This is a genomic window from Paractinoplanes durhamensis, from assembly GCF_016862175.1.
GTDB classification, from domain to species: domain Bacteria; phylum Actinomycetota; class Actinomycetes; order Mycobacteriales; family Micromonosporaceae; genus Actinoplanes; species Actinoplanes durhamensis.
Window position 1 is genome coordinate 13,349 of record NZ_BOML01000080.1, and the last position, 23,889, is coordinate 37,237.

Sequence of the window (23,889 nt, forward strand, 5' to 3'; positions counted from 1 at the left end):
ACAGTGGGAACCATCGCGAACCCCGAAGGCATCACCAACCCGCCCATCGACGAGCTGCTCGACAAGACCTCGTCGAAGTACTCGCTGGTGATCTTCGCGGCCAAGCGCGCCCGCCAGGTGAACGCGTACTACAGCCAGCTCGGTGAGGGCCTGCTGGAGTACGTCGGCCCCCTGGTCGAGACCACCCCGCAGGAGAAGCCGCTCTCCATCGCCATGCGTGAGATCAACGCTGGCCTCCTGACCGCCGAGGCAACGGACAATCCGTAAGGTTTCGGCCGGAGTCTGTCCGCGGAAAGCGCGAACCGCGTTGCTTACGGATTGATTCCTGCTCCGGGGGCCGAGCCCCCGGAAACCCCGCGGTGCGTTGGTCCGGCTGGTTCGTTTGCTTCCGGCTTTGCTTGATGTACGGCGGGGGAGCCCCCGGTTCACCTCGGTTATCCACAGCTCTGGCATCTGGTCCCGCGTCCGGTCCTCGGACGCGGGATCATTGCTGTCATGACCGAAGTCGTGCTTGGCGTCTGTGGCGGGATCGCTGCCTACAAGGCCTGTGAGTTGCTGCGTCTGTTCACCGAGTCGGGGCACGGCGTGCGGGTGGTGCCGACCGCCTCCGCGCTGCAGTTCGTGGGGGCGCCGACCTGGGCCGCCCTCTCCGGCAAGCCGGTGGCCACCGAGGTGTGGGATGACGCGCACGAGGTGCCGCATGTGCGGATCGGGCGGCAGGCCGAGCTGGTCGTGGTCGCGCCGGCCACCGCCGACATGCTGGCCAAGGCCGCGCACGGCATCGCCGACGACCTGCTGACCAATACGCTTCTGACGGCGACCTGCCCGATCGTCTACGCGCCGGCCATGCACACCGAGATGTGGGAAAACCCGGCCACCCGAGCGAATGTCGCGCTTCTCCGCGAACGCGGTGCGATCGTCATCGAGCCCGCGGTGGGGCGGCTGACCGGGGCCGACACCGGCAAGGGCCGGCTCCCGGATCCTTCGGAGATCTTCGAGCGGGCTCTCGGCGTACTCAAGCGGGGCCTTGATCTTGATCTTGCCGGGCGGCATGTCGTGGTGACCGCCGGTGGAACGCGCGAACCGATCGATCCGGTTCGTTTTATCGGGAATCGGTCATCCGGTAAGCAGGGTTACGCGCTCGCCAGGGCCGCCGTTGCGCGTGGGGCGCGAGTAACGCTCGTCACGGCGAACGTCGCGCTGCCCGACCCGGCCGGCGCCGAACTCGTCCGGGTCGGCACCACCGAGGAGTTGCGGGTCGCGACGGTGAAGGCCGCCGGCGATGCGGACATTGTGGTCATGGCGGCCGCACCCGCCGATTTCCGGCCGGCCGCGATGGCGACGCAGAAGATCAAAAAGACCGAGGGGGGTACGCCGGAACCCATCGTTCTCGTGACGAACCCGGACATCGCCGCCGAACTCGGTGCTAACAAACGCCCTGGTCAGGTGCTGGTCGCGTTCGCGGCCGAGACACATGATGCGCTCGAGCATGCGCGAGCTAAGTTGGTCCGAAAACGTGCCGACGTGATCGTCGTCAACGTCGTGGGTGTGGACCGGGTCTTCGGGTCCGATCACAATGAGGTCACCATCCTCGGGGCCGACGGAAGCACGGCGACCCTCGGCGAACTCCGCAAAGACGATGTGGCCGATAGGATTTTCGACCATGTCATCACGCTTCTGTAACGCCTGGTCGGTGCCGGTGAGACGGCAGACCACCCGGGCGTTCCCAGTCGTTCGTGATGGCTACACTCTCGCGATACGTTGTACTTCGACAAGCTGAGGAGCACCGTGGCACGCCGCCTGTTCACCTCCGAGTCGGTCACGGAAGGCCACCCGGACAAGATCGCTGACCAGATCAGCGACGGCATTCTCGACGCCCTGCTGGCCCAGGACCCGCGCAGCCGGGTGGCGGTGGAGACTCTCATCACCACTGGTCAGGTGCACGTGGCCGGCGAGGTCACCACCCAGGCGTATGCCGATATCCCGAGCATCGTCCGCGAGACGATCCTGCGGATCGGCTACGACTCGTCCAAGAAGGGCTTCGACGGCGCGTCCTGCGGCGTGAGCGTGTCCATCGGTGCGCAGTCGCCCGACATCGCCCAGGGCGTGGACAGCGCGATCGAGCTGCGCGAAGGCGACTCGGAGCACGTCCTCGACTCGCAGGGCGCCGGCGACCAGGGCATGATGTTCGGCTTCGCCTGCTCGGAGACCCCCGAGCTGATGCCGCTGCCGATCGCGCTCGCGCACCGCCTGGCCCGGCGCCTCTCGGCGGCCCGCAAGGACGGCACGATCCCCTACCTGCGGCCCGACGGCAAGACCCAGGTGACCATCGAGTACGACGGCCTCAAGCCGGTTCGTCTCGACACCGTGGTGGTCTCGTCGCAGCACGCGGCCGACATCTCGCTCGAGTCGCTGCTCACGCCCGACATCCGCGAGCACGTGATCCAGCCTGAGCTCGAGGGTCTCGGCATCGACACCGAGGGCTACCGGCTGCTGGTCAACCCGACCGGCCGCTTCGAGATCGGTGGCCCGATGGGCGACGCCGGCCTCACCGGCCGGAAGATCATCGTCGACACCTACGGCGGCTACGCGCGCCACGGCGGCGGTGCCTTCTCCGGCAAGGACCCGTCCAAGGTGGACCGCTCCGCGGCGTACGCGATGCGCTGGGTCGCCAAGAACGTCGTGGCCGCCGGCCTGGCCGAGCGGTGCGAGGCGCAGGTCGCCTACGCGATCGGCAAGGCGCACCCGGTCTCGCTGTTCGTCGAGACCTTCGGCACCGAGAATGTGCCGGTCGAGCGGATCGAGAAGGCGATCAACGAGGTCTTCGACCTCCGCCCCGCCGCGATCATCCGCGACCTCGACCTGCTCCGCCCGATCTACCAGCAGACCGCTGCCTACGGCCACTTCGGCCGGGAGCTGCCGGAGCTGCTGTGGGAGAGCACCGACCGGGCGCAGGAACTGAAGAACGCCGCCGCCTGATTTTCAGCTCTGTGTGACCGGCGCCCCGTTGTCCGCGGGGCGCCGGTTCTTTCATTTCTTCGTCGCTGTTACCGCCACGGTGGTGTAGCGCATGAGGAAGCTGTCGCCGATTGCTCGGTCCGTCGCGGCGAGCAGTTCCGCCATGGTGTCCTTCGGGAGACGGCTCATCCCGCCGAAGGTGGGTAGCTGATCCAGCCAGTCTTTCTTGGTGTAGACGCGCTCCCAGTCGATCCGCCAGCGCTCCACCAGGGTGAAGTTTCCGGATTTATCCAGACCTTCCTCGGCTTTGGCGAACATCAGGCCGTAGGTCTCGAGGATGGGGCGGTCGCCCGCCCATATGTTGGGGAAGTCCGGCAGAACCGACTGTTGAACCACGGCGAGCGCGGTCCGGGCCGAGGGTTCCGGCTCGAAGACGTTCCAGATCAGGGCGATGCGACCGGCCGGGTTCAGGATCTCGGCGGCCTTGACCGCGCCGGCGAACGGGTCGACCCAGTGCCACGCCTGCGCCGCCGCGACGGTGTCGAAGACCCGGCCCTTGGCGTCCCAGTCCTCGAACTTCGACACCTCGACCTCGAGGCCCTGCCGGCGGGCCTGCTCGGCCATCCGGGCGTCCACGTCGAGGCCGAGCACGTCGCGCTTCTCGTCGCGGAACTGGCGGGCCGCGATGCCGGTGCCGCAGCCGACGTCGAGGACGCGCGGGCCGGGGCTGTGCTCGGCGATCCGGTGGATCAGATCCTGCGGGTAGCTGGGGCGGGTGCGGTCGTAGCGTTCGGCTTCGGCGCCGAACGACTCGGCGGCGCCGCGCTGCTGGTGCGGCTCGGTCATGGGGTTCACGCTCCTCGCGGCCGTATAGTGGGCACGCGCCCACCTTAAGTGGGCGAGCGCCCACTCGCTAGAGCCAGGAGGATCTGTGCCGACCGGTGTGGCGCTTCGAGACGTCCGTGAGCAGCTGTTCGCCGCCGCCGAGCGGGTGTTGCTGCGAGCTGGTCCGTTCCTGTTGACCAGCCGGGCGGTGACCACCGAGGCCGGGGTGGCCAAGGGCGTGCTGCACCGGCACTTCGCGGATTTCGACGACTTTCTGACCCAGCTGGTGGCCGACCGGGCCGGCCGGGTCGAGCGGCAGGCCGAGGTGCTGCTGGAGTGGGCCGGGCACGGGTCGCTGGTGGCCAACCTGGCGACGGCACTGCAGCAGATCTTCAACCCGGTGGCGGTCGCGATGGTCAGCCTGATCACCTTCCGCGACGACCTGCGGGCGGGGCTCCGGTCGACCAGCGGCCGGCCGGGCATCCCGCTGCTGACCGAGGCCGGCGTGATGGTCGCGGCCTACCTGGCGGCCGAGAAGGAGCAGGGGCGGCTCGCGGCCGACGCCGATGTGGAGACCCTGGCCCCGATGGTGATCGGCGCCGGGCACCTGCTGTTCGCCGACCGCAGCGACGCGACGCCGTCGCCGGCGGCGGTGGAACGGATGGTGGCGGCCGCGCTGTCGGGGGCCGTGCGCGGTTGAGCCTTCCGATTCCTGTCACACCCCTTCGGCAGAATGTGCCCCGATGACCAGCAAGAGCGCACGCAGCGAACGGGTCCCGGCCGAGCGGCTGCCGGTGGCCCGGGTGTGCGTCGACGTGCCCCTGCCACATCTCGATCGGCCCTTCGACTACCTGGTCTCCAGCGACGACGACGCGGTGGCGCAGCCCGGGGTGCGGGTCAAGGTCCGGTTCGCCGGGCAGCTGGTCACCGGGTTCCTGCTGGAGCGGGCGGAGTCGTCCCCGCACGGCGGGAAACTGGCCTATCTCGACAGGGTGGTCTCCCCGGAGCAGGTGCTCGACCCGGAGGTGGCCCGGCTGGCCCGGGCCGTCGCCGACCGCTACGCCGGCAACCTCTGCGACGTGCTGCGCCTGGCCGTCCCGCCACGCCACGCCCGCGTCGAGGCGCAAGGGAAGAACGGCACCGAGCCCGGCGAGGGCGAATTGTCCCCCGCCGACGGAGACACGACGGCTGAGCCGGCGGGAGATGCGGCTGAGGCCGCGCCGGGAGATGCGGCGGTCGAGGCGCCGAGCGAGCCCGGTGCCGGTCCCGGTGATCAGCCGGCCTCTGTTCTTCCGCCGGGCAAGGGGCTGCCCGCGGCCGGTGGGTGGGATTCGTATGTGGCGGGCGCTGCGTTCCTGCGGGCGCTCGAGGAAGGGCGGGACGCCCGGGCCGTCTGGGGTGCGCTGCCGGGCGAGGACTGGGCCGTGCGGATCGCCGAGGCGGCGGCGGCCGCCGTGCGGGCCGGGCTCGGCGCGGTCATCGTCGTCGCGGATGCCCGCGACCTCGACCGGGTCGACCGTGCGCTCGGTGCCGTGCTCGGCGAAGGGCTTCACGTCGCGCTCAACGCCGCCCTCGGCCCCGCCGAGCGTTACCGGCGGTTCCTGGCGGCCAGCCGGCATCGGGTGCCGGTCGTGGCCGGGACCAGGGCGGCCATGTTCGCGCCGGTCGCCAAGCTCGGGCTGGTCGTCATCTGGGACGACGGCGACGACCTGCACGCCGAGCCGCGGTCGCCCTATCCGCACGCACGCGAGGTGCTGCTGACCAGGGCTCGGCTGGCCGGCTGCGCCGCCCTGGTGGCCGGGCATGCCCGCACCGGCGAGGGCCAGCTGCTGCTGGAGACCGGGTGGGCCAAGGAGATCTCGGCGAGCCGGGACGTGCTGCGCAACCGGGTGCCGGCGATCGCGCCGACCGGGGACGATCCGCAGCTGGCCCGGGATCCGGGGGCGGCCACCGCCCGGCTGCCCAGCCTGGCCTGGGAGGCGGCCCGGCAGGCGCTGAAGGCGGGGGCGCCGGTGCTGGTCCAGGTGCCCCGGCGCGGCTATCTGCCGTCGGTCGCCTGCGCGGAGTGCCGCACGCCCGCGCGGTGCCCGCACTGCTCGGGGCCGTTGTCGCTGGCGGGGGCGCGGGACGTGCCGACCTGCCGGTGGTGCGGGCGGGCGTCGGCCGACTACGCCTGCCCGGCCTGTGGCGGCCGGCGACTGCGCGCGTCGGTGACCGGCGCCCGGCGGACCGCGGAGGAGCTGGGGCGGGCGTTCCCGGATACACCGGTGCGCACCTCGGGGCGGGACGAAATCCTCGACACCGTGCCGGGCACGGCGTCCGTGGTGGTGGCCACGCCGGGGGCGGAGCCGGTCGCCGCCGGGGGATACGGCGCGGTGCTGCTGCTCGACACGTGGGCGCTGCTCACCCGCTCCGACCTGCGGGCGGCCGAGGAGACGATGCGACGGTGGCTCAGTGCGTCGGCGCTGGCCCGGCCCGCGAAACAGGGCGGCAAGGTGGTCGTCGTGGCCGATGGGTCGCTGGCGACCGTGCAGGCGCTGATCCGGTGGGATCCGGGCTGGTTCGCGGCGCGGGAGCTGTCCGAGCGGCGCGAGCTGGGCTTCCCGCCGGCCGCCCGGATGGCCAGCCTCACCGGGCTGCCGGAGGCGGTCGCCGAGTTGCTGGCGGCCGCGAAGTTGCCGGATACGGCCGAGGTGCTCGGGCCGGTGCCGGCCGACGACGACCAGGAACGCATGCTGGTGCGCACCAGCCGGTCGCAGGCGGGGGCGCTGGCGGCGGCACTGCACGAGGCCGCGGGGGTGCGCAGCGCCAGAAGGGCAGCCCTGCCGGTGCGGATCGAGGTCGATCCGGGCACGCTGTTCTAAGCGCCGACCAGAGTGGAGGATCGAGAGATGGACGCTGTTGACGCCGCCGGGATCCTGCTCGCTCCGCCCACCGGCCGGGAGCCGGATGCGGCCTACGCGGCGCTGCACGCGCACGGGCCGATCCTGCAGGTCTCCGAGCCGCTGCACCTGATCTCCGGATATGAGGCGGTCGACCGGGCGCTGCGCGATCCGGCCCTCGAAGCGGTCGACGCGGCGCGGCTCGACCAGGCCTGGCCGGCCTGGCGGGAATACCGTGCGGTCGCGCTGTTCGCCGACTCGATGCTGCGGGCCAACCCGCCGCACCACACCCGGCAGCGACGGCTCGCGGCGGGCGTCTTCACCGCACGGCGGGTGTCGGCGCTGCGGGCGGTCATCGCCGAGCAGGTCGACGAGTTGCTGGCGGGGCTCACGGCGTACGGGACAGGGGTGGATCTTGTGGGCCACCTGGCCTATCCCTTGCCGATCCGGGTGATCACCGCGCTGCTCGGGGTTCCCGCCGCCGATCGTGGCCGCTTCCGGCGGCTCGCCGAGGCGCTGACCGCGGTGCTGGAGATGCACTGGACCGAGGAGGACCGGGTGCGGGCCGACGCGGCCGCCGACGAGCTGATCGACTATTTCGCGCACCTGGTCGAGTTGCGCCGGGCCGAGCCCGCCGACGACCTGGTCACCGCGCTCGCCGCCGCGCACGACGCGGACGGCGAGCGGCTCACCGCGAACGAGCTGCTGGCCAACCTGGCGTTGCTGCTGGTGGCCGGGTTCGAGACGACGACCAACCTGATCGGCAACGCGGTGGTGCTGCTGCTCGACCATCCGGCGTACGCGGAGAAGCTGCGCGAGGACCCGGAGCTGGCCCCGGCGTACGTCGAGGAGGTCCTTCGGATCGATGCGCCGGTGCAGATGACGAGCCGGGTCGTCGCCCGGCCGACGCAGATCGCGGGCCGGCCGGTGCCGGTCGGCAGCGAGCTGATCCTGCTGCTCGGCGCGGCCAACCGGGACCCGGCCCGGTTCGACCGGCCCGACGTGTTCGACCCGGCCCGGCAGGGTTCGCCGCCGCTGTCGTTCGGGGCCGGCGTCCACTACTGCCTCGGTGCGCCGCTCGCCCGGCTGGAAGCCCAGGTCGCGCTGCCCGCGCTGCTGCGCCGCTACCCCGATCTGGCCCTGGCCGAGCGCCCGGTGCGCCGCGCCCGGATGAACCTGCGGGGCTGGCGCGAGCTCCCGGTCACGCTGGCGCGATGAGCAATCAGCGACTCCGTAGACTGGGATGCTGCCCGCCTCAAATTGTCAGGAGTACCGCCGCGTGACCGTTCAGCCCATTCGTCTCTTCGGTGATCCGGTGCTGCGGACACCGGCCGATCCCGTCGTCGACTTCGACAAGGAGCTGCGCAATCTCGTCCGGGACCTGGTCGAGACCATGCAGGACGAGGGCGGCGCCGGCCTGGCCGCGCCCCAGCTCGGGGTCGGGCTGCGGGTCTTCACGTTCGACGTCGACGAGGTGGTGGGGCACATCGTCAACCCGGTGCTGTCGTTCCCCGACGACGAGGAGCAGGACGGCCCCGAGGGCTGCCTGTCCATCCCGGGCATCTACGTCGACACCAAGCGCCGGCAAAATGTCGTGGCCGCCGGTTTCAACGAGCACGGCGAGCCGATCCAGCTGGTCGGCACCGGTCTGATGGCCCGCTGCGTGCAGCACGAGACCGACCACCTCGAGGGTGTCCTCTTCCTCGACCGGCTCGACTCGGCCGCCCGCAAGGACGCGATGAAGCAGATCCGCGCGGCCGAGTGGTATGACGCCGGCAAGCCCCCCACGGTCAAGGAGAGCCCGCACGGCCGGGGCATCTTCGGCCTGGGGCGGTGACCGGATGCGCCTGATCTTCGCCGGCACGCCGGCCGTCACCATCCCGGCCCTCGACGCGATCGCCGGGTCGAGCCACGAGCTGCTCGCCGTCGTCACCCGCCCGGACGCTCCGGCCGGCCGCGGCCGCCGCCTGGTGCGCTCGCCCGCCGGTGCGTGGGCCGACGAGCGCGGCATCGAGGTGCTCACCCCGGCCAAGCCGCGCGAGCCGGAGTTCCAGGAGCGGCTGCGTCAGCTCGCGCCGGATTGTGCGCCGGTCGTCGCCTACGGCGCGCTGGTGCCGCCGAGCGCCCTGGAGATCCCCAAGCACGGCTGGGTCAACCTGCACTTCTCGCTGCTGCCGGCCTGGCGCGGTGCGGCCCCGGTGCAGCACGCGGTGCTGCACGGCGACGAGGTGACCGGGGCCAGCGTGTTCGAGCTGGAGGCGGGCCTCGACACCGGCCCGGTCTACGGCACCCTGACCGAGGACATCCGGCCCGCCGACACCTCCGGTGACCTGCTCGAACGGCTCGCGCACTCGGGTGCCGGGCTGCTCGTGGCGGTGCTCGACGCGATCGAGGCGGGCACCGCGGTGGCGCGCCCCCAGCCGGGCGACGGGGTCACCTTCGCGCCCAAGCTGACCGTCGACGACGCGCACATCCGCTGGTCCGACCCGTCCTTCGCGGTCGACCGGCGGGTCCGGGCGTGCACGCCGGCGCCGGGCGCGTGGACCACCTTCCGGGACGACCGGGTCAAGCTCGGCCCGGTGCACCCGATCGCCAACGCGCCGCAGCTCGCCCCCGGCGACCTGCTGGTGGAGCGCACCCAGGTGCTCGTCGGCACGGCCACCACGCCGGTCGCACTCGGTGAGGTGCGGGCCGCGGGCAAGAAGCCGATGTCGGCCACCGACTGGGCCCGCGGTTCGCGGATCCAGCCCGGGGAGAGGTTCGTGTGAACGCCGGTTCGGAACGAAACGAGGAATCGGCATGACTGAACAGCATCGAGCGGATCGGCCCCACGGGTCCGGCCGGCCACGCGGGACAGCGGGTCCGGGCTATGCCCGGGACGACCGCACGGGCCGGGCTCCGCGCGCCGGTCGCCCACCGTCGGATCCGGCCCGGCAGGCGGCGTACGAGGCGATCGCGGCCGTGCACCGCGACGACGCGTACGCGAACCTGGTGCTCTCCGACATCCTCCGGGACATGGGCCTGAGCGGCCGGGACGCGGCCTTCGCCACCGAGCTCACCTACGGCACGCTGCGCGCGCTCGGCACCCTCGACCTGATCGTGGCCGACGCGGCCGGCCGGGACGTGGCCCGCATCGACCCGCCCGCCCGGGACGCCCTGCGGCTCGGTGCCTACCAGCTGCTGCACACCCGGGTGCCGGCGCACGCGGCGGTCAACCAGACCGTCGACCTGGTGCGCTCGGTGGCGCCGGAGGCGGCCGGTTTCGCCAACGCGGTGATGCGGACGATCAGCGAGACCTCGCTGGAGGCCTGGCTGACGAAGCTGGCCCCGGCGTACGACGAGGACCCGGTCGGCAACCTCGCGGTGCTCTACAACCACCCGCAGTGGATCATCCGGGCGTTCTCCGAGGCGCTCGGCGGCGATCTGGACGACACCGCCCGGCTGCTGATCGAGGACAACCAGGCGCCCATCGTGCACCTGTGTGCGCGGCCGGGCTTCGCCGACCCGGTCGAGCTGGCCGACGAGGTCGACGGGCAGCCGGGGGCGTTTTCCCCATATGCGGTCTACCTGAACGGTGGCTCGCCGCGCGAGCTGTCGGCGATCCACGACGGCCGCGCGCACGTGCAGGACGAGGGATCACAGCTGGTCGCGGCGGCGCTGCTGGCCGCGCCGATCGAGGGTCAGGACGACCGCTGGCTCGACCTGTGCGCCGGGCCGGGCGGCAAGGCCGGCCTGCTCGGCGCGATCGCCGCGCAGCGCGGGGCCCGGGTGACCGCGGTCGAGGTGGCCGAGCACCGGGCCACCCTGGTCCAGAAGGCCACCCGGGGCATGCCGGTCAGCGTGCTGGCGATGGACGGGCGTTCGGTGGGCCGGGAGAACGAGTTGCCGGCGGGCGGGTTCGACCGGGTGCTGGTCGACGCGCCGTGCACCGGCCTAGGGTCGCTGCGGCGCCGGCCGGAGGCGCGCTGGCGGCGTCAGCCGTCCGACCTGCCGGCCCTGACCAAGCTGCAGCGGGAGCTGCTGGTGGCGGCGCTGCAGGCGGTCCGGCCGGGCGGCCTGGTGGCGTATGTGACGTGTTCGCCGCACATGGTGGAGACGCAGGTGACGGTGACCGAGGGTTCGCGGCGCAGCGGCGTCGAGGCCGACTTCGTGGACGCGCGCACCCTGCTGCCGGCCGGCATGCCGAGCCTGGGCCCCGGCCCGACGGTGCAGCTGTGGCCGCACCGGCACGGCACCGACGCGATGTTCCTGGCGGTGCTGCGCCGCACCGCCTAATCGGAGTAGTGGATCTTCAGCCTGGAGGGGCCGGCGTTGCGGTACGAGCCGGCCATCTTCTCGCCGTTGAGCCACAGGAAGCAGCGGATCGCCCGGTCGCCCATCTGCCAGGCGGTGTCGTCGGGCGGGAAGCCGAGCCAGCCGATCCGGCTCTCCAGGGAGCTGTCGTTCGGCAGGCCGGTGAACTTGGCGATCACCCGGTCGCAGCCGGTGGCGAGGGCTTTGCTGGTCAGGTCGTCGGAGCGTTTCACGCTGGTCTCGAAGAGGCCGGCGAACTCGGCGGTGTGACTGCTGGGGCAGGCCACCGGGTGCATCTCGCTGACCGACTCGCCGTGGATGGTCGGGTTGGCGCAGGCCATCCGCAGCTTGCCGGTCTTGATGGTGTCCTTCATGCTGCCGGCGCGGCGGACCAGGGCACCGTCGACCGGTGAGGTCTCGGCGACGTCGCAGCGGAACCAGCGGGCGCCGCCGGCCCACGCCGTCTTGCCCGGCAGCACCGGCTGCAGCAGCACCCAGCCGGTGCGCCAGTCGGCGCCGAGGAACGCGGTGAGCTGCTTCGAACAGGCGGCGAACGCCTTCGGCAGGCCGGCCTCCGGCGTCTTCAGCCCGGTGGCCCCGGTCAGGTCGGCGACCGCGACCGTCTCGGCCACGTGGGTGCCGGTGCACGGCACGGGCGAGTAGGAGTCGATCGTGCCGGTCTGGGTCAGCTCGCTGTGGCAGGTGCCGGCGGCCGGGCGGAACGCGGTCGCGGCCGGCATCGGCTGCCAGCCGTTGGTCAGGTCGCCGTCGACACCCTCGAAGTGCTGGGCGCAGCCGGCCGGGGCCAGGGCCAGCATCGCGGCGAGGGCGAGGACCACCCACCGTCGCATCGATCGCCTCCCGGGGCTGGATATCGGAGCGTCACTCTATCGGTTATCCACAGGCCGTCAGGACGCTGGGCGGCGGGTGTCCCGGACGCCCTAGACTTCCCCCGTGAGCCCAAAGACGATCATCGCCCCGAGCATCCTGGCAGCCGACTTCTCCCGTCTCGCCGACGAGGTGGGTGCCATCGAGGGGGCGGCCGACTGGGTGCATGTCGACGTCATGGACAACCACTTCGTGCCCAACCTGACGATCGGCCTGCCGGTGGTGCAGAGCCTGCGCAAGGCCACCACGATCCCGTTCGACGTGCATCTGATGATCACCGACCCGGAGCGGTGGGCGCCGGGCTACGCGGAGGCGGGCGCCCACAACGTGACCTTCCACGCCGAGGCGTGCGAAAACCCGGTGGCCCTGGCCAAGACGCTGCGTGCCGCCGGGGCGAAGGCGGGGCTGGCGATCGACCGGGACACGTCCGTCGAGCCCTACCTGGAGCTGCTTCCCTACATCGACACCGTCCTGATCATGACGATCAAGGCCGGTTTCGGCGGGCAGAAGTTCATGCCCGAAATGCTCGACAAGGTGCGCGACGTGCGCCGCCGGGTCAGCGCGAAGGATCTCTCGGTGCGCATCGAGGTCGACGGCGGCATCGCGGCCGACACCATTGCCCAGGCGGCCGAGGCGGGTGCCGACGCGTTCGTGGCGGGCACCGCGGTCTACGGCGCCGACGATCCGGCCGAGGCGATTCGCAAACTTCGGGCACTGGCCGAGGCGGCCCTCCCGTCGCATGATTGACCCGCTGAAGGCGTGACGGGGCAGTAGCGGCCAGCGACGAGCGGGGAGACGGGATGAGCACCGGCGTGGTGCGGCACAGCGCGGAGGACCTTGGAGCTGACGCCGAGGATCGGCCGGATCTGATCCTGGTGGTCGACGACGATCAGGACATCGCGGGTTTCGTCGAGTTCAACCTCAAGGTCCACGGCTACGAGGTGATCCGGGCCGCCGACGGCGAGAGTGCCCTCGAGCTGATGGAGACCAAGCGCCCCGACCTTGCCGTGGTCGACTGGATGATGCCGCGGATGGACGGGGTCGAGCTGACCCGCCGGTTGCGCGCCGAGCCGCTGACCTCCGCCCTCCCGGTGATCATGCTGACCGCCAAGAGCATGACCGTCGACAAGGTGGTCGGCCTGACCGCCGGCGTCGACGACTATTTGGTGAAGCCGTTCGACACGGCCGAGCTGATCGCCCGGGTCTCCTCCACGCTGCGGCGCAACAAGGAGTTCCGCGAGGTGTCCCCGCTGACCGGCCTGCCCGGCAACGCGCGGGTGCGGCGCGAGGTCGCCGACCGGATGAAGGCCGGCGGCGAATACTCGGTGGGCTACATCGACATCGACCGGTTCAAGAGCGTCAACGACGTCTACGGGTTCGACCGCGGCGACGAGTTCATCACCGCCCTGGCCCGCAGCCTGCACAAGGCGTCCGCCTCGGTCGGCAAGCCGTCGATCTTCCTCGGGCACATCGGTGGCGACGACTTCGTCTTCATCTGCGCGCCCGACCAGGTGCTGCCGCTGACCAAGTTCACGGTGACCGACTTCGAGCAGGCCGCCGACCGGCTCTACGACGCCGGCGATGCCGACCGCGGCTACATCGAGGTCCCCGACCGCCGCGGCAACAAAAATCGCGCCGCCCTGGTGACCCTGTCGATCGGGGTCGCCCAGGCGACGGCCGACGGCCGGAAGTTCACCGACCCGAGGGTGGTCATCGCCGTCGCGTCCGAGATGAAAAAGGTCGCGAAGTCCCAGCCGGGGTCATATGTCGCGATCGACCGCCGCCGCGGCGACGGTGAGGACGAGGACTGAGGGCGCCTGTTCCCCAACGGCGCCAGGGCATTTCCTCCCCAGCGGATGTGAGATGGCTCGCCAGGGTGGTGGCAAAGTCGATCCGTCGTGTAAGACTCGGAGTCAACCCACCACGCGCTGGCGGGATCGGTGAAATTCCGAACCGGCGGTGATCCGACGCGAAAGCATCGGTAAGCCCGCGACCCGGACGTCTTCGGACGGACGGTGGACCTGGTGAAAATCCGGGGCCGACGGTTGATCAGGACGGCGTCATGCCGCCCCGGTCAGACAGTCCGGATGGGAGACAGCGCGTCGGAATCGGACCTTGGGCTCATTTGGTGAGCCTTCGGCCGGGGCGCGCGAAGCGTACCCCGATTGTCCGATTCTTGGCGTTTTCTCCCGCAACCTTCAGCGCGTGACCGTGCCGCGCTGAGAGGACGAAGCGGATGGTGACCGAGGACGAGGCGATGCGCCGCGCGATCGCGCTGGCCGCTCGGGGCCTCGGCACGACCAGCCCCAACCCGGTGGTCGGTTGCCTGCTCCTCGACGCCGAGGGCGAGGTCGTCGGCGAGGGCTTCCACGCGTACGCCGGGGGCCCGCACGCCGAGATCGTCGCGCTCGCCCAGGCCGGGGAGCGTGCCCGCGGCGGCACCGCGGTGGTCACCCTCGAACCCTGCAACCACACCGGCCGCACCGGTCCCTGCAGCCACGCGCTGATCAACGCCGGGGTGCGGCGGGTGGTGATCGCGGTCGACGACCCGACCCCGGTGGCCTCCGGCGGCGCGGTCACGATGCGCGCCGCGGGCGTCCAGGTCGAGACCGGGGTCCGCCGCCGCGACGCGGAGCAGGGCAACATCGCCTGGTTGACCGCCGTCCGCCGCGGCCGGCCGTTCGTGACCTGGAAGTTCGCCGCGACCCTGGACGGGCGGTCGGCCGCGGCCGACGGCACCAGCCAGTGGATCACCTCGGCGCCGGCCCGCGCCGACGTGCACGTGCTGCGCAGCACGATGGACGCGATCATGGTGGGCGCCGGCACGGTCGTCATCGACGATCCGCAGCTCACCGTGCGCGACCTCAAGGACGGCACGCTCGCCATCAAGCAGCCGCTGCGGGTGGTGGTCGACTCCACCGGCCGGACGCCGGAGAAGGCCCGCGTGCGCGACGTCGCCGCACCCACCTGGATCGTCACCACCCGCGAGGTCGGCGCCGGGCCGGACGGTCGCGTCGACCTGCACGCCCTGCTCGCCGCCCTGTTCGGCCGGGGCATCCGCTCGGTGCTGCTGGAGGGCGGGCCGACCCTGGCCGGCTCGTTCCTCGCCGCCGGGCTGGTCGATCAGGTGATCGGCTACGTCGCGCCGAAGCTGCTGGGCGCGGGCAAGGCCGCCCTGCTCGACGCGGGCGTCACCACGATCGGCGACGCCGTCGAACTTGACCTCACCGACATCGCGCAGATCGGCCCCGACCTGCGCTTCACCGCATCGCTCCGAATTAAGGAGAGCTGATGTTCACCGGCATCATCGAGGAACTGGGCGAGGTCGTCCGTCTCACCGACGGCGGCGGCGATTCCGCGGTCATCGCCGTGCGCGGACCCGTCGTCACGACGGACGCCCGGCATGGCGACTCGATCGCGGTCAACGGCGTCTGTCTCACCGTCATCGACAACGAGGACGGCGTCTTCACCGCCGATGTGATGGGCGAGACGCTGCGCCGGTCGTCGCTCGGCGCGCTGCGCGTCGGCAGCACGGTGAACCTGGAGCGGGCGGCCGCGCTCGGCAGCCGGCTCGGCGGGCACCTGGTGCAGGGCCACGTCGACGGCGTCGGCGAGCTGCTCAGCCGCGAGCCGGCCGACCAGTGGGAGGTGCTGCGCTTCGCCCTGCCGAAGAGCGTGGCGAAGTACGTCGTGGAGAAGGGCTCGATCACTGTCGACGGGGTGTCGCTGACCGTCATGGCGGTGGACGACGAGACGTTCAGTGTCGGCCTGATCCCGACGACGCTGAAGCTGACCGTGCTGGGGTCGAAGGCCGTGGGTGACCCGGTGAACCTCGAGGTCGACGTGATCGCCAAGTACGTGGAAAAGATGCTGGGAGAGCGCCATGTTTGAAGACATTGAGCAGGCCATCGCCGACATCGCCGCGGGCCGCGCGGTGATCGTGGTCGACGACGAGGACCGCGAGAACGAGGGCGACCTGATCTTCGCGGCCGAGAAGGCGACGCCGGAGCTGGTCGCGTTCATGGTCCGCTACACCTCGGGGTACATCTGCGCGCCGATCACCGAGGAGGAGGCCGACCGCCTCGACCTGCCGCCGATGTTCCACACCAACCAGGACCGCCGGGGCACCGCGTACGCGGTGACGGTCGACGCGGCCGAGGGCGTGGCGACCGGCATCTCGGCCGCCGACCGGGCCCGTACGCTCCGCCTGCTGGCCTCGCCGGACACCCGCCCGACCGACCTCACCCGCCCCGGCCACGTCGTGCCGTTGCGGGCGAAAGCCGGCGGCGTGCTGCGTCGCCCGGGCCACACCGAGGCCGCCATCGACCTGGCCGTGATGGCGGGCCTGCGCCCGGCCGGCGTGCTGTGCGAGATGGTCAACGACGACGGCACCATGCAGCGCCGCCCCGACCTGGAGAAGTTCTCGGTCGAGCACGACCTGACCATCATCACCATCGCCGACCTGGTCGCCTACCGCCGCTCGCTGGAGCAGACGGTGGAGCGGGTGGTGGAGACCAAGCTGCCGACCGAGCACGGCGACTTCACCGCGGTCGGCTACCGCGCGAAGGTCGACGCCGGCGAGCACGTGGCGCTGGTCTTCGGCGAGATCGGGGACGGCGAGGACATCCTGGTCCGGGTGCACTCGGAGTGCCTGACCGGGGACGTCTTCGGCTCGAAGCGCTGCGATTGCGGCCCCCAGCTGGACGCGGCGCTGCAGCGGGTCGCCGAGGCCGGCCGGGGCGTGGTGCTCTACATGCGCGGGCACGAGGGCCGCGGCATCGGCCTGCTGCACAAGCTGCAGGCCTACCAGCTGCAGGACCGCGGCTTCGACACGGTCGACGCGAACCTCGAGCTGGGGCTGCCGGCCGACGCGCGCGACTACGGGACCGGCGCGCAGATCCTTTACGACCTGGGCGTGCGGTCGATGCGGCTGCTCACCAACAACCCGGCGAAGCGGGTCGGGCTGGAAGGGTACGGCCTGACCGTGACCGGCCTGGAGGCGCTCCCGGTGCGGCTGTTCCCGGAGAACGTGCGCTACCTGCGGACCAAGCGGGACCGGATGGGCCATTTGTTCGAGGCGTTGGGCTGACTGTCCTTCCAAAAAAGCTGACAATGGATGAAATAAGGGGGCAGGAACATGGCCGGCTTCGGTGATCCGCACATGCAGACCGTCGACGCGGCCGGGCTTCGGCTCGGCATCGTCGGCGCACGCTGGCACGCTGAGCTTGTCGACCACATGATCGAGCGGGCCAAGGCCGCCGCCGAGGCGTGCGGCGTGACCGACGTGATCGTCCACCGGGTCGGCGGCACCGTCGAGTTGCCGGTGGTCGCCCAGGCGATGGCCAAGCAGTGCGACGCGGTGGTCGCGCTGGGCGTGGTGATCAAGGGCGAGACCAGCCACTTCGAGTACGTGTGTGACTCGGTCACGGCCGGCCTGACCCGGATCGCCCTCGACGAGCAGACCCCGGTGGCGCACGGCGTGCTGACCGTGCACAGCCTCGGCCAGGCCCGCGACCGGGCCGGCCTGGAGGACTCGATCGAGGACAAGGGCTGGCAGAGCACGGTGGCAGCGCTGGACGCGGCCCTGGTGCTACGCGAACTGAAGGCCTGACGGGCTATCGGCGCATGACCACCAGCCGCGCCCGGTCGTCCTGAATCGCGAGCCCGAAGCCGGTCGACGCGCGCAGATCGGCGGCCGCGAACGCCCGCCCCGGCCGGAAGCTCAGGCCGGTGGCGGCGATCCGTAGCCGCACCGAGCTCGGCACCCCGGTGCAGACGATCCCGGTGCGGGCGGCGCCGACCGCGACGTGCTTGCCGGTCCGTTGGGCCAGTGACATGCCGATGCCGGCCACCGCACCCGGCGGGCAGAGTGCCACGTAGTGCAGGTCGACGCCGGCCCCCCCGGCCAGCACGGTCGCGGACTCCAGTCGCAGCCCGAACCGGGCGGCGGCGTTGGCGGGTGGGGTGCCGGCGGCGGTGACGAACAGGACCGCGGCCGCGAACATGACGGTGTACAGGCGCATGCGAGTGCCCTCCCGTGGGCCGGGCGCCCGCCTCCCCGGATGACGGTTTCACCCCCGTGCCCGCCGATGCACTGTGACACCCCGGCGGGCCCTCAGGAGGGTGACCGTCCGTGATCCGACCCCACGGGCCTAGAGCCGGCCCGCCTCGATGATGCGGGCCAGGAACTGGCGGGTGCGGGCCTCGACCGGGTCGCCGAGCACCTGCGCGGGCGGCCCCTGCTCCAGCACCCGGCCGGCGTCCAGGAACGCCACCCGGTCGGCCACCTGACGGGCGAAGCCCATCTCGTGCGTGGCCAGGACCATCGTCATGCCGTCGCTCTTCAGGTCGCGGATCATCGTGAGCACCTCGCCGACCAGCTCCGGGTCGAGCGCCGAGGTGACCTCGTCGAGCAGCAGCAGCCGCGGGCTGTTGACCAGGGCCCGGACGATGGCCACCCGCTGCTGCTGGCCGCCGCTGAGCCGGTCGGGATAGCTGCCGGCCTTGTCCGCGAGCCCGACCCGCTGCAGCCACTCCATCGCCTGCGCCTTGGCTTCCGCGCCCGGCCGCCCGTGCACCTTGATCGGCGCGAGGGTGATGTTGTCGAGCACGGTCATGTGCGGGAACAGGTTGTAGCTCTGAAAGACCAAACCGATCTTGCGGCGTACGAGGTCGGCGTCGGCCTTCGGGTCGGTGATGTCCTCGCCGTCCAGCCGGACCGTCCCGTCGTCGATCTCGGCGAGCAGGTTCACGCAGCGCAACAGCGTCGACTTGCCCGACCCGGAGGCGCCGATCAGCGCCACCACCTCGTGCTCCCCGACGTCGAGGGTGAGCCCGTCGAGCACCACGCTGCTCCCGAACGTCTTGCGCACGTCCTGGCAGGCCAGCACCGGAACGATCTCGTCAGCAGCGTCCATCACGTTCCCGCGTTCTGGCGTCGGGCGGCACGCAGCGTCGCCCAGTCGGTGATCCCGATCAGCGGAAGGGCAAGAAGAACGAAGAGCACACCCGCGATGACGTACGGGGTGAAGTTCGCATTCTGCGCCACCCCGATCTGGGCGGCCCGGATCGCGTCGATCGGCCCGGCCAGCGAGATCAGTCCGACGTCCTTCTGCAGCGCCACGGTGTCGTTGAGCAGCGGCGGCGCGACCCGCCGGACCGCCTGGGGCAGCACCACGTGCCGCATCGACTGCCGATAGGTGAGCCCGAGCGACCGGGCCGCCGCGATCTGGCTGGGGTGCACCGACTCGATGCCGGCCCGGAACACCTCGGCCAGGTACGCGCCGTAGGTGATCACGATGGCCGCGCCGCCGAGCACCGTCACGCTCGGCGTGCCCTGCAGCCGCAGGCCGGGGACGCCGAACGCGAACAGGTAGATCACGATGATCAGCGGCAGGCCGCGGAACGAGTAGGTGTAGAGGGTCGCGATCGCCCGCACCGGGAAGAAGACCGGCCCGCGCAGGGTGCGCAGCACCGCGACGAGCAGGCCCAGCGCCAGCGCCGCGAACGCACAGAACACCAGCATCCTGATGTTCAGCCAGAGCCCTTCCAGGATCTGCGGAAGGAACTCGGTGGCGTTGCCCCAGTCGAAGAACGACTCCTTGACCCGGTCCCAGCCCGGCGCGCTGGTGACCAGCACCCCGAGCAGGGTGCCGAGCACCGCCGTGGACAGGGCCGCGAGCAGCACGGAGCGGATCGCCTGCCGCTTGCGGAAGGCGATCCGTCCTAGCTGAATGTCACTCGGCCGGTGGAACTCTGTGCTCACTGGAGTTCGGGAGCTCCACCCGTGCTGGCCAGCCACTGCTTCTCCAGCACCGCGAGGGTGCCGTCCTGGCGCAGCTGGTCGACCGCGCTGCTCACGCAGCTGGTCAGCGACGAGCCCTTGTCGAGCACGAGGCCGAACTGCTCGGGCGTGCCGACCTGGGCGAGCTGGCCGACGATGATGCCGCCGTCGAGCTCGGCCGAGGTCATGTAGAACGCGGTCGGCAGGTCCACCACGATGCCGTCGACGGTCTTGTTGACCAGGGCCGCCTTGGCGTCGTCGTTGTTGTTGAACACCTGCGGGCCGGCCGACGGCTTGATCACGTCGGTGATGGCCTGGTAGCTGGTCGTCCCGACCTGGGCGCCGAGCTTGGCGGTCTTCAGGTCGGCCAGCGACTTGGCGTTCGCGATCTTCGAACCCTTGAGGGTGATCACGGTCTGCTTGACCAGGTAGTAGGGCGCCGAGAAATCGACGGCCTTCTTTCGGTCGTCGGTGATCGAGAACTCGTTGATATCGAAGTCGAACGCCTTCGGGCCGGGCGCGATCGCGTTGTTGAACGTCACAGAGACCCAGGTCACATTCTCGGCGGAGTAACCGAGACGCTGGGCGACCTGGTACGCGACGGCCGATTCGAAGCCCTTGCCGTTGCTCGGCTTGTTATCGCTGAACCACGGCTCGTAGACCGGGTTGTCGGTACCGATCGTGAGCTTGCCGGCGGTCGTCGTGGAGAGCGTCGCAGGCGTGCACGTGTTCGCAGAAGCGCTGGCAGAGGCCGCAGGGGCGGCGGTCTCGTCGGCGGGCGCGCAGGCCGCGAGGGCGGCGATCAGGGCTGCGGCGCCGCCGGTGATGATGATGGTGTTTCGGCTGACCATGACGGCGAGCCTAGGCCACGTCTCACCTGCTGGGGCCGTTCGTATTGATCCCGTGATGAGTTGTCACAATGGCGGCCGTGAAGACGTTCGAAGAGCTGTTCGCCGAGCTTCGGGAGAAGGCGGAGACGCGCCCCGAGGGCTCGTCCACCGTTGTCGCCCTGGAGCGAGGGGTCCACTTCATCGGGAAGAAGGTCGTCGAAGAGGCGGCCGAGTCCTGGATGGCCGCCGAGCACGAGGGCCCCGAGCGGGCCGCCGAGGAGATCTCGCAGCTGCTCTACCAGGCTCAGGTCCTGATGATCGCGACTGGTCTCGACCTCGAGGACGTGTATCGACATCTCTGACGTGCCCTCCCTACCCGATTTTCGACAAGTCGAAGGAGCACGTCCGATGCTGCGCATCGCCATCCCCAACAAGGGCACCCTGTCCCAGCCCGCCTCGCAGATGCTGCGGGACGCCGGCTACCGCCAGCGCACCGACCCGAAAGACCTGATCTGCCGGGACGAGCCCAACAACGTCGAGTTCTTCTACCTGCGGCCGCGGGACATCGCGACCTACGTCGGCACCGGCGACCTCGACCTCGGCATCACCGGCCGGGACCTGCTGGTCGACTCCGGGGTCGCCGCCGAGGAGGTGCTCGACCTGGCGTTCGGCGGGGCCACGTTCCGCTGGGCGGCCCCGCCCGGCACGATCACCTCGGCCGCCGAGGTGGGCGGCCGGCGGATCGCCACCGCGTACCCCGGGGTGGTCGAGCGCTACCTGGCCGAGCACGACCTGAAGGCCGACGTCGTCCGGCTGGACGGCGCGGTGGAAAACGCGGTCCGCCTCGGCGTCGCCGACCTGATCGCCGACGTGGTCGAGACCGGTGCGACGCTGCGCCAGGCCGGCCTGGTCACGCTGGGCGACCCGCTGCTGAAGTCGTCGGCGATCATCATCGGCCGGCCCGGCCACGCGCCGGCCGGGGTGTCCCAGCTGGTTCGCCGCCTGCAGGGCGTCCTGGTCGCGCGCAGCTACGTGATGCTCGCCTACGACGTGCCGGCCAACCTGCTGGAGAACGCGACCGCGCTCACCCCGGGCATCGAGTCGCCGACGGTGTCCCCGCTGCACCGTGAGGGCTGGGTCGCGGTCCAGGCCATGGTCCAGCGGGCCGACGTGCACCACGTCATGGACGAGCTCTACGAGCTGGGCGCCCGCGCCATCCTGGTCACCGACATCGCCAACTGCCGGCTATGACCGTCAGCGGTAGTCTGAGCAGCGTGGAGACCGTTACATATCGGCCGCAGAAGATCCGCTGGGTGGCCGGCGCGCTGGCGGCCGGGGTGGTGGTGCTCTTCACCGGCATCAGCTTCGGGCTGAGCGGGTCGAAGGGGTTCGACAACTCGGGCCAGTTCGAGAAGGGCGACCAGACCGCGATGATCGGCCTGGGCATCCTGATCGGGCTGGGCATCCTGGCGTTCTGCCGGCCCCGGGTGATCGCCGACGCCGAGCACATCCAGATCCGCAACGTCGTGGGCGGCTACGACCTGCCCTGGTCGGTGGTGCGGGCGGTGCGTTTCGACCGGAACTCGCCGTGGGCGCAGCTGGAGCTGCACGACGACGAGCAGGTCTCGGTGCACGCCCTGCAGGCCACCGACAAGGACTACGCGGTCGAGGGAGTTCGCGCACTTCGGGCCCTCCATCAGGCCGCCGTGAAGGCCTGATAGACTTGCCGCTGTCGACCACGTCTGCGCGTAAGTGCAGGCGCGAAAGAGGAGCCCGCTGGTTCCCACCCGACGTCAACTAGACGTCCGGGTCCGGTCACCCGGCACCGATGTTCCGCAGGGAATATTCGGGTTCCGGGGTGCGTCCTCATGGACGCCGATGACCGGTCGAGCGGGCCCTGGCATGCGCTGAAGTCTGGCGCAGGCGGGGCCTTCTGCTTTCCCGGCGTCCCGTTCCAGGGGGCGCGTTAGGGGCCGACCGACATTGGCAACGTTTCCGCGGTGGGGACCGCGGAGGCGTCGAGAAAGTAACCGTTCTGAGGAGGCCCCATCAGCGTCGAACCACGCGTTAACGAACAGATCCGGGCTCGTGAGGTCCGTTTGGTCGGCCCCGAGGGTGAGCAGGTGGGCATCGTCCCGCTTGAGCGCGCCCTGCAGCTGGCTGCGGACGTAGACCTGGACCTGGTCGAGGTTGCTCCGATGGCGCGGCCGCCGGTGTGCAAGCTCATGGACTTCGGCAAGTTCAAGTACGAGAGCGCACTGAAGGCACGCGAAGCGCGGCGCAACCAGCAGCAGACCGTCATCAAGGAAATGAAGCTCCGTCCGAAGATCGACCCGCACGACTACGAGACCAAAAAGGGTCACGTGGTGCGGTTCCTCAAGGCGGGCGACAAGGTCAAGGTGACGATCATGTTCCGCGGCCGCGAGCAGAGCCGCCCCGAGCTGGGTTTCCGGCTTCTTCGCCGGCTCAGCGAGGAGATTTCGGAGCTGGGCTTCGTCGAGGCCAGCCCGAAGCAGGACGGCCGAAACATGATCATGGTGTTGGCCCCGCACCGGGCCACGAAGGCAGCTGCTGCTGCGACGGTCGCGGCCAACGCGCGCCCGCCGCGGGAGCCGCGTGAGGGCGATGGCGTAGAGACGCCGGCGGCTGAGGCCGTCGACACCGCCGAGACCACCGCAGAGTAATCAGCTTTTCCGTACGGCCCCCGGCCGTACGGAAAGATCAGAAAGAGGCTTCAAGTGCCGAAGTTCAAGCCCCACACCGGTACCGGCAAGAGGGTGAAGGTCACCGGCAAGGGCAAGCTCGTCACCGAGCAGGCCGGTAAGCGCCACCTGCTGGAGGGCAAGTCCTCCAAGGTCACACGACGGATGACCGGCACGGTCACCGTGGCCAAGGCCGACACCAAGCGAGTCAAGAAGCTGCTGGGCCGCTGACGCGCGCGCCACACACGTTCCCCTGTTAGGAGTACCGAAATGGCACGCGTCAAGCGGGCAGTCAACGCCCAGAAGAAGCGCCGCACCCTGCTCGAGTCTGCGAGCGGATACCGCGGCCAGCGCTCGCGCCTGTACCGCAAGGCCAAAGAGCAGGTGCTGCACTCGATGCAGTACGCGTACCGCGACCGCCGTGACCGCAAGGGCGACTTCCGCCAGCTGTGGATCACGCGCATCAACGCGGGCGCTCGGGCCAACGGCCTGACCTACAACCGCCTCATCCAGGGCCTCCGGCTTGCCGAGGTCGAGGTGGACCGCAAGATCCTGGCCGACCTGGCCGTGAACGACCCGGCCGCCTTCGCGGCGATCGTCGAGATCGCGCGCGCTGCTGTCGCGGCCGAGGGCACCGGCGGCGCTGCCGCGCAGGCTGCCTGATTTTCGCAGTTCTCGTAGTACCGCTGGACGCCCTCCGATCACGTCGGGGGGCGTCTTGCCGTCCG

General features: G+C 70.9%; 27 protein-coding genes and 1 riboswitch. Of the genes, 21 read left to right on the plus strand and 6 right to left on the minus strand.

Annotated features, from left to right (window positions below; translation table 11 throughout):
* Nucleotides 1-3: 3 nt before the first annotated feature.
* The 3 genes from rpoZ (at nt 4) to metK (ending at nt 2,979) form a co-directional block, all read left to right on the plus strand.
* A complete protein-coding gene (gene rpoZ / locus Adu01nite_RS43350) occupies nt 4-267 on the plus strand; it encodes a DNA-directed RNA polymerase subunit omega (protein ID WP_015623990.1) in 264 nt (87 codons plus the stop codon).
* Between the two features lie 228 nt (nt 268-495).
* Complete coding sequence (gene coaBC / locus Adu01nite_RS43355; protein WP_203735222.1) at nt 496-1,683, plus strand: bifunctional phosphopantothenoylcysteine decarboxylase/phosphopantothenate--cysteine ligase CoaBC; 1,188 nt, start codon at nt 496-498, stop codon at nt 1,681-1,683.
* 105 nt (nt 1,684-1,788) lie between these two features.
* A complete protein-coding gene (gene metK, locus Adu01nite_RS43360; protein WP_203735223.1) occupies nt 1,789-2,979 on the plus strand; it encodes a methionine adenosyltransferase in 1,191 nt (396 codons plus the stop codon).
* 51 nt (nt 2,980-3,030) lie between these two features.
* Here metK and Adu01nite_RS43365 read toward each other — a convergent pair whose 3' ends face one another.
* A complete protein-coding gene (locus Adu01nite_RS43365; RefSeq protein WP_203735224.1) occupies nt 3,031-3,804 on the minus strand; it encodes a class I SAM-dependent methyltransferase in 774 nt (257 codons plus the stop codon).
* Nucleotides 3,805-3,889: 85 nt separating this feature from the next.
* Between Adu01nite_RS43365 and Adu01nite_RS43370 the strand changes: the two genes are divergently transcribed.
* From Adu01nite_RS43370 to Adu01nite_RS43395, 6 genes are all read left to right on the plus strand, one after another.
* Nucleotides 3,890-4,483, plus strand: coding sequence for a TetR/AcrR family transcriptional regulator (locus tag Adu01nite_RS43370; protein WP_203735225.1), 594 nt, complete (start codon nt 3,890-3,892; stop codon nt 4,481-4,483).
* Between the two features lie 43 nt (nt 4,484-4,526).
* A complete protein-coding gene (locus Adu01nite_RS43375) occupies nt 4,527-6,647 on the plus strand; it encodes a primosomal protein N' (RefSeq protein ID WP_203735226.1) in 2,121 nt (706 codons plus the stop codon).
* A 27-nt stretch (nt 6,648-6,674) separates the two neighbouring features.
* The gene (locus tag Adu01nite_RS43380) at nt 6,675-7,883 is read left to right on the plus strand and encodes a cytochrome P450 (protein ID WP_203735227.1); all 1,209 of its coding nucleotides are present in this window, start codon (nt 6,675-6,677) and stop codon (nt 7,881-7,883) included.
* Between the two features lie 61 nt (nt 7,884-7,944).
* Nucleotides 7,945-8,502 (plus strand): peptide deformylase, encoded by a 558-nt coding sequence (def, locus tag Adu01nite_RS43385; RefSeq protein WP_203735228.1) that lies wholly within the window; start codon nt 7,945-7,947, stop codon nt 8,500-8,502.
* A 4-nt stretch (nt 8,503-8,506) separates the two neighbouring features.
* Entirely contained in the window at nt 8,507-9,433 is a 927-nt protein-coding gene (gene fmt, locus Adu01nite_RS43390) for a methionyl-tRNA formyltransferase (protein ID WP_203735229.1), read from the plus strand.
* A 31-nt stretch (nt 9,434-9,464) separates the two neighbouring features.
* Entirely contained in the window at nt 9,465-10,940 is a 1,476-nt protein-coding gene (locus Adu01nite_RS43395) for an RsmB/NOP family class I SAM-dependent RNA methyltransferase (RefSeq protein ID WP_203735230.1), read from the plus strand.
* Here the strand turns inward: Adu01nite_RS43395 and Adu01nite_RS43400 are convergent.
* Entirely contained in the window at nt 10,937-11,809 is an 873-nt protein-coding gene (locus Adu01nite_RS43400; protein WP_203735231.1) for a septum formation family protein, read from the minus strand. The genes Adu01nite_RS43395 and Adu01nite_RS43400 overlap by 4 nt on opposite strands.
* A 103-nt stretch (nt 11,810-11,912) precedes the next feature.
* On the opposite strand from Adu01nite_RS43400, the gene rpe reads away from it, so the two are divergent.
* The 6 genes from rpe to ribH all read left to right on the plus strand — a co-directional run bounded on the left by rpe (nt 11,913) and on the right by ribH (nt 17,457).
* Nucleotides 11,913-12,593 carry a ribulose-phosphate 3-epimerase gene (rpe, locus tag Adu01nite_RS43405; RefSeq protein WP_203735232.1) on the plus strand — a complete coding sequence of 227 codons (681 nt, stop codon included), beginning with the start codon at nt 11,913-11,915 and terminating at the stop codon, nt 12,591-12,593.
* Nucleotides 12,594-12,646: 53 nt separating this feature from the next.
* Nucleotides 12,647-13,657: a GGDEF domain-containing response regulator gene (locus Adu01nite_RS43410; RefSeq protein ID WP_203735233.1), complete on the plus strand. Its 1,011-nt coding sequence runs from the start codon at nt 12,647-12,649 to the stop codon at nt 13,655-13,657.
* Nucleotides 13,658-13,769: 112 nt separating this feature from the next.
* Nucleotides 13,770-13,949: riboswitch (FMN riboswitch) on the plus strand.
* Between the two features lie 133 nt (nt 13,950-14,082).
* Nucleotides 14,083-15,138 (plus strand): bifunctional diaminohydroxyphosphoribosylaminopyrimidine deaminase/5-amino-6-(5-phosphoribosylamino)uracil reductase RibD, encoded by a 1,056-nt coding sequence (ribD, locus tag Adu01nite_RS43415; protein ID WP_203735234.1) that lies wholly within the window; start codon nt 14,083-14,085, stop codon nt 15,136-15,138.
* Nucleotides 15,138-15,737, plus strand: coding sequence for a riboflavin synthase (locus tag Adu01nite_RS43420; RefSeq protein WP_203735235.1), 600 nt, complete (start codon nt 15,138-15,140; stop codon nt 15,735-15,737). Before ribD ends, Adu01nite_RS43420 begins: the two co-directional genes overlap by 1 nt.
* Entirely contained in the window at nt 15,730-16,935 is a 1,206-nt protein-coding gene (locus Adu01nite_RS43425; RefSeq protein ID WP_203735236.1) for a bifunctional 3,4-dihydroxy-2-butanone-4-phosphate synthase/GTP cyclohydrolase II, read from the plus strand. The genes Adu01nite_RS43420 and Adu01nite_RS43425 overlap by 8 nt, the downstream gene beginning before the upstream one ends.
* Nucleotides 16,936-16,983: 48 nt before the next feature.
* Nucleotides 16,984-17,457 (plus strand): 6,7-dimethyl-8-ribityllumazine synthase, encoded by a 474-nt coding sequence (ribH, locus tag Adu01nite_RS43430; RefSeq protein WP_203735237.1) that lies wholly within the window; start codon nt 16,984-16,986, stop codon nt 17,455-17,457.
* Nucleotides 17,458-17,461: 4 nt separating this feature from the next.
* Here ribH and Adu01nite_RS43435 read toward each other — a convergent pair whose 3' ends face one another.
* The 4 genes from Adu01nite_RS43435 to Adu01nite_RS43450 all read right to left on the minus strand — a co-directional run bounded on the left by Adu01nite_RS43435 (nt 17,462) and on the right by Adu01nite_RS43450 (nt 20,480).
* Nucleotides 17,462-17,869 (minus strand): hypothetical protein, encoded by a 408-nt coding sequence (locus Adu01nite_RS43435; RefSeq protein WP_203735238.1) that lies wholly within the window; start codon nt 17,867-17,869, stop codon nt 17,462-17,464.
* Between the two features lie 129 nt (nt 17,870-17,998).
* On the minus strand, nt 17,999-18,763 hold the full coding sequence (locus Adu01nite_RS43440; RefSeq protein WP_275414777.1) for an amino acid ABC transporter ATP-binding protein: 765 nt from the start codon (nt 18,761-18,763) through the stop codon (nt 17,999-18,001).
* Complete coding sequence (locus Adu01nite_RS43445; protein WP_203735239.1) at nt 18,763-19,611, minus strand: amino acid ABC transporter permease; 849 nt, start codon at nt 19,609-19,611, stop codon at nt 18,763-18,765. The genes Adu01nite_RS43440 and Adu01nite_RS43445 overlap by 1 nt, the downstream gene beginning before the upstream one ends.
* Nucleotides 19,608-20,480, minus strand: coding sequence for an ABC transporter substrate-binding protein (locus tag Adu01nite_RS43450; protein WP_203735240.1), 873 nt, complete (start codon nt 20,478-20,480; stop codon nt 19,608-19,610). Before Adu01nite_RS43450 ends, Adu01nite_RS43445 begins: the two co-directional genes overlap by 4 nt.
* A gap of 77 nt (nt 20,481-20,557) precedes the next feature.
* Here Adu01nite_RS43450 and Adu01nite_RS43455 point away from each other — a divergent pair, with 77 nt between their 5' ends.
* From Adu01nite_RS43455 to rplT, 6 genes are all read left to right on the plus strand, one after another.
* Complete coding sequence (locus Adu01nite_RS43455; protein ID WP_030440099.1) at nt 20,558-20,821, plus strand: phosphoribosyl-ATP diphosphatase; 264 nt, start codon at nt 20,558-20,560, stop codon at nt 20,819-20,821.
* A gap of 46 nt (nt 20,822-20,867) precedes the next feature.
* The gene (hisG, locus tag Adu01nite_RS43460; protein WP_203735241.1) at nt 20,868-21,710 is read left to right on the plus strand and encodes an ATP phosphoribosyltransferase; all 843 of its coding nucleotides are present in this window, start codon (nt 20,868-20,870) and stop codon (nt 21,708-21,710) included.
* Nucleotides 21,707-22,177, plus strand: a complete 471-nt coding sequence (locus Adu01nite_RS43465; protein WP_203735242.1) for a PH domain-containing protein — start codon at nt 21,707-21,709, stop codon at nt 22,175-22,177. Before hisG ends, Adu01nite_RS43465 begins: the two co-directional genes overlap by 4 nt.
* A gap of 330 nt (nt 22,178-22,507) precedes the next feature.
* A complete protein-coding gene (gene infC / locus Adu01nite_RS43470; protein WP_203735269.1) occupies nt 22,508-23,143 on the plus strand; it encodes a translation initiation factor IF-3 in 636 nt (211 codons plus the stop codon).
* Nucleotides 23,144-23,197: 54 nt separating this feature from the next.
* Nucleotides 23,198-23,392 carry a 50S ribosomal protein L35 gene (rpmI, locus tag Adu01nite_RS43475; protein WP_203735243.1) on the plus strand — a complete coding sequence of 65 codons (195 nt, stop codon included), beginning with the start codon at nt 23,198-23,200 and terminating at the stop codon, nt 23,390-23,392.
* Nucleotides 23,393-23,431: 39 nt separating this feature from the next.
* Nucleotides 23,432-23,824 carry a 50S ribosomal protein L20 gene (gene rplT, locus Adu01nite_RS43480; protein ID WP_203735244.1) on the plus strand — a complete coding sequence of 131 codons (393 nt, stop codon included), beginning with the start codon at nt 23,432-23,434 and terminating at the stop codon, nt 23,822-23,824.
* Nucleotides 23,825-23,889: the final 65 nt, after the last annotated feature.

Coding starts and splice junctions, on each gene's coding strand:
- coaBC (WP_203735222.1), top strand. CDS start 496: ATGACCGAAGTCGTGCTTGGCGTCTGTGGCGGGATCGCTGCCTACAAG.
- Adu01nite_RS43365 (WP_203735224.1), bottom strand. CDS start 3,804: ATGACCGAGCCGCACCAGCAGCGCGGCGCCGCCGAGTCGTTCGGCGCC.
- Adu01nite_RS43375 (WP_203735226.1), top strand. CDS start 4,527: ATGACCAGCAAGAGCGCACGCAGCGAACGGGTCCCGGCCGAGCGGCTG.
- Adu01nite_RS43380 (WP_203735227.1), top strand. CDS start 6,675: ATGGACGCTGTTGACGCCGCCGGGATCCTGCTCGCTCCGCCCACCGGC.
- fmt (WP_203735229.1), top strand. CDS start 8,507: ATGCGCCTGATCTTCGCCGGCACGCCGGCCGTCACCATCCCGGCCCTC.
- Adu01nite_RS43395 (WP_203735230.1), top strand. CDS start 9,465: ATGACTGAACAGCATCGAGCGGATCGGCCCCACGGGTCCGGCCGGCCA.
- Adu01nite_RS43400 (WP_203735231.1), bottom strand. CDS start 11,809: ATGCGACGGTGGGTGGTCCTCGCCCTCGCCGCGATGCTGGCCCTGGCC.
- Adu01nite_RS43410 (WP_203735233.1), top strand. CDS start 12,647: ATGAGCACCGGCGTGGTGCGGCACAGCGCGGAGGACCTTGGAGCTGAC.
- ribD (WP_203735234.1), top strand. CDS start 14,083: ATGGTGACCGAGGACGAGGCGATGCGCCGCGCGATCGCGCTGGCCGCT.
- Adu01nite_RS43420 (WP_203735235.1), top strand. CDS start 15,138: ATGTTCACCGGCATCATCGAGGAACTGGGCGAGGTCGTCCGTCTCACC.
- Adu01nite_RS43425 (WP_203735236.1), top strand. CDS start 15,730: ATGTTTGAAGACATTGAGCAGGCCATCGCCGACATCGCCGCGGGCCGC.
- ribH (WP_203735237.1), top strand. CDS start 16,984: ATGGCCGGCTTCGGTGATCCGCACATGCAGACCGTCGACGCGGCCGGG.
- Adu01nite_RS43435 (WP_203735238.1), bottom strand. CDS start 17,869: ATGCGCCTGTACACCGTCATGTTCGCGGCCGCGGTCCTGTTCGTCACC.
- Adu01nite_RS43440 (WP_275414777.1), bottom strand. CDS start 18,763: ATGGACGCTGCTGACGAGATCGTTCCGGTGCTGGCCTGCCAGGACGTG.
- Adu01nite_RS43450 (WP_203735240.1), bottom strand. CDS start 20,480: ATGGTCAGCCGAAACACCATCATCATCACCGGCGGCGCCGCAGCCCTG.
- hisG (WP_203735241.1), top strand. CDS start 20,868: ATGCTGCGCATCGCCATCCCCAACAAGGGCACCCTGTCCCAGCCCGCC.
- Adu01nite_RS43465 (WP_203735242.1), top strand. CDS start 21,707: ATGACCGTCAGCGGTAGTCTGAGCAGCGTGGAGACCGTTACATATCGG.
- rplT (WP_203735244.1), top strand. CDS start 23,432: ATGGCACGCGTCAAGCGGGCAGTCAACGCCCAGAAGAAGCGCCGCACC.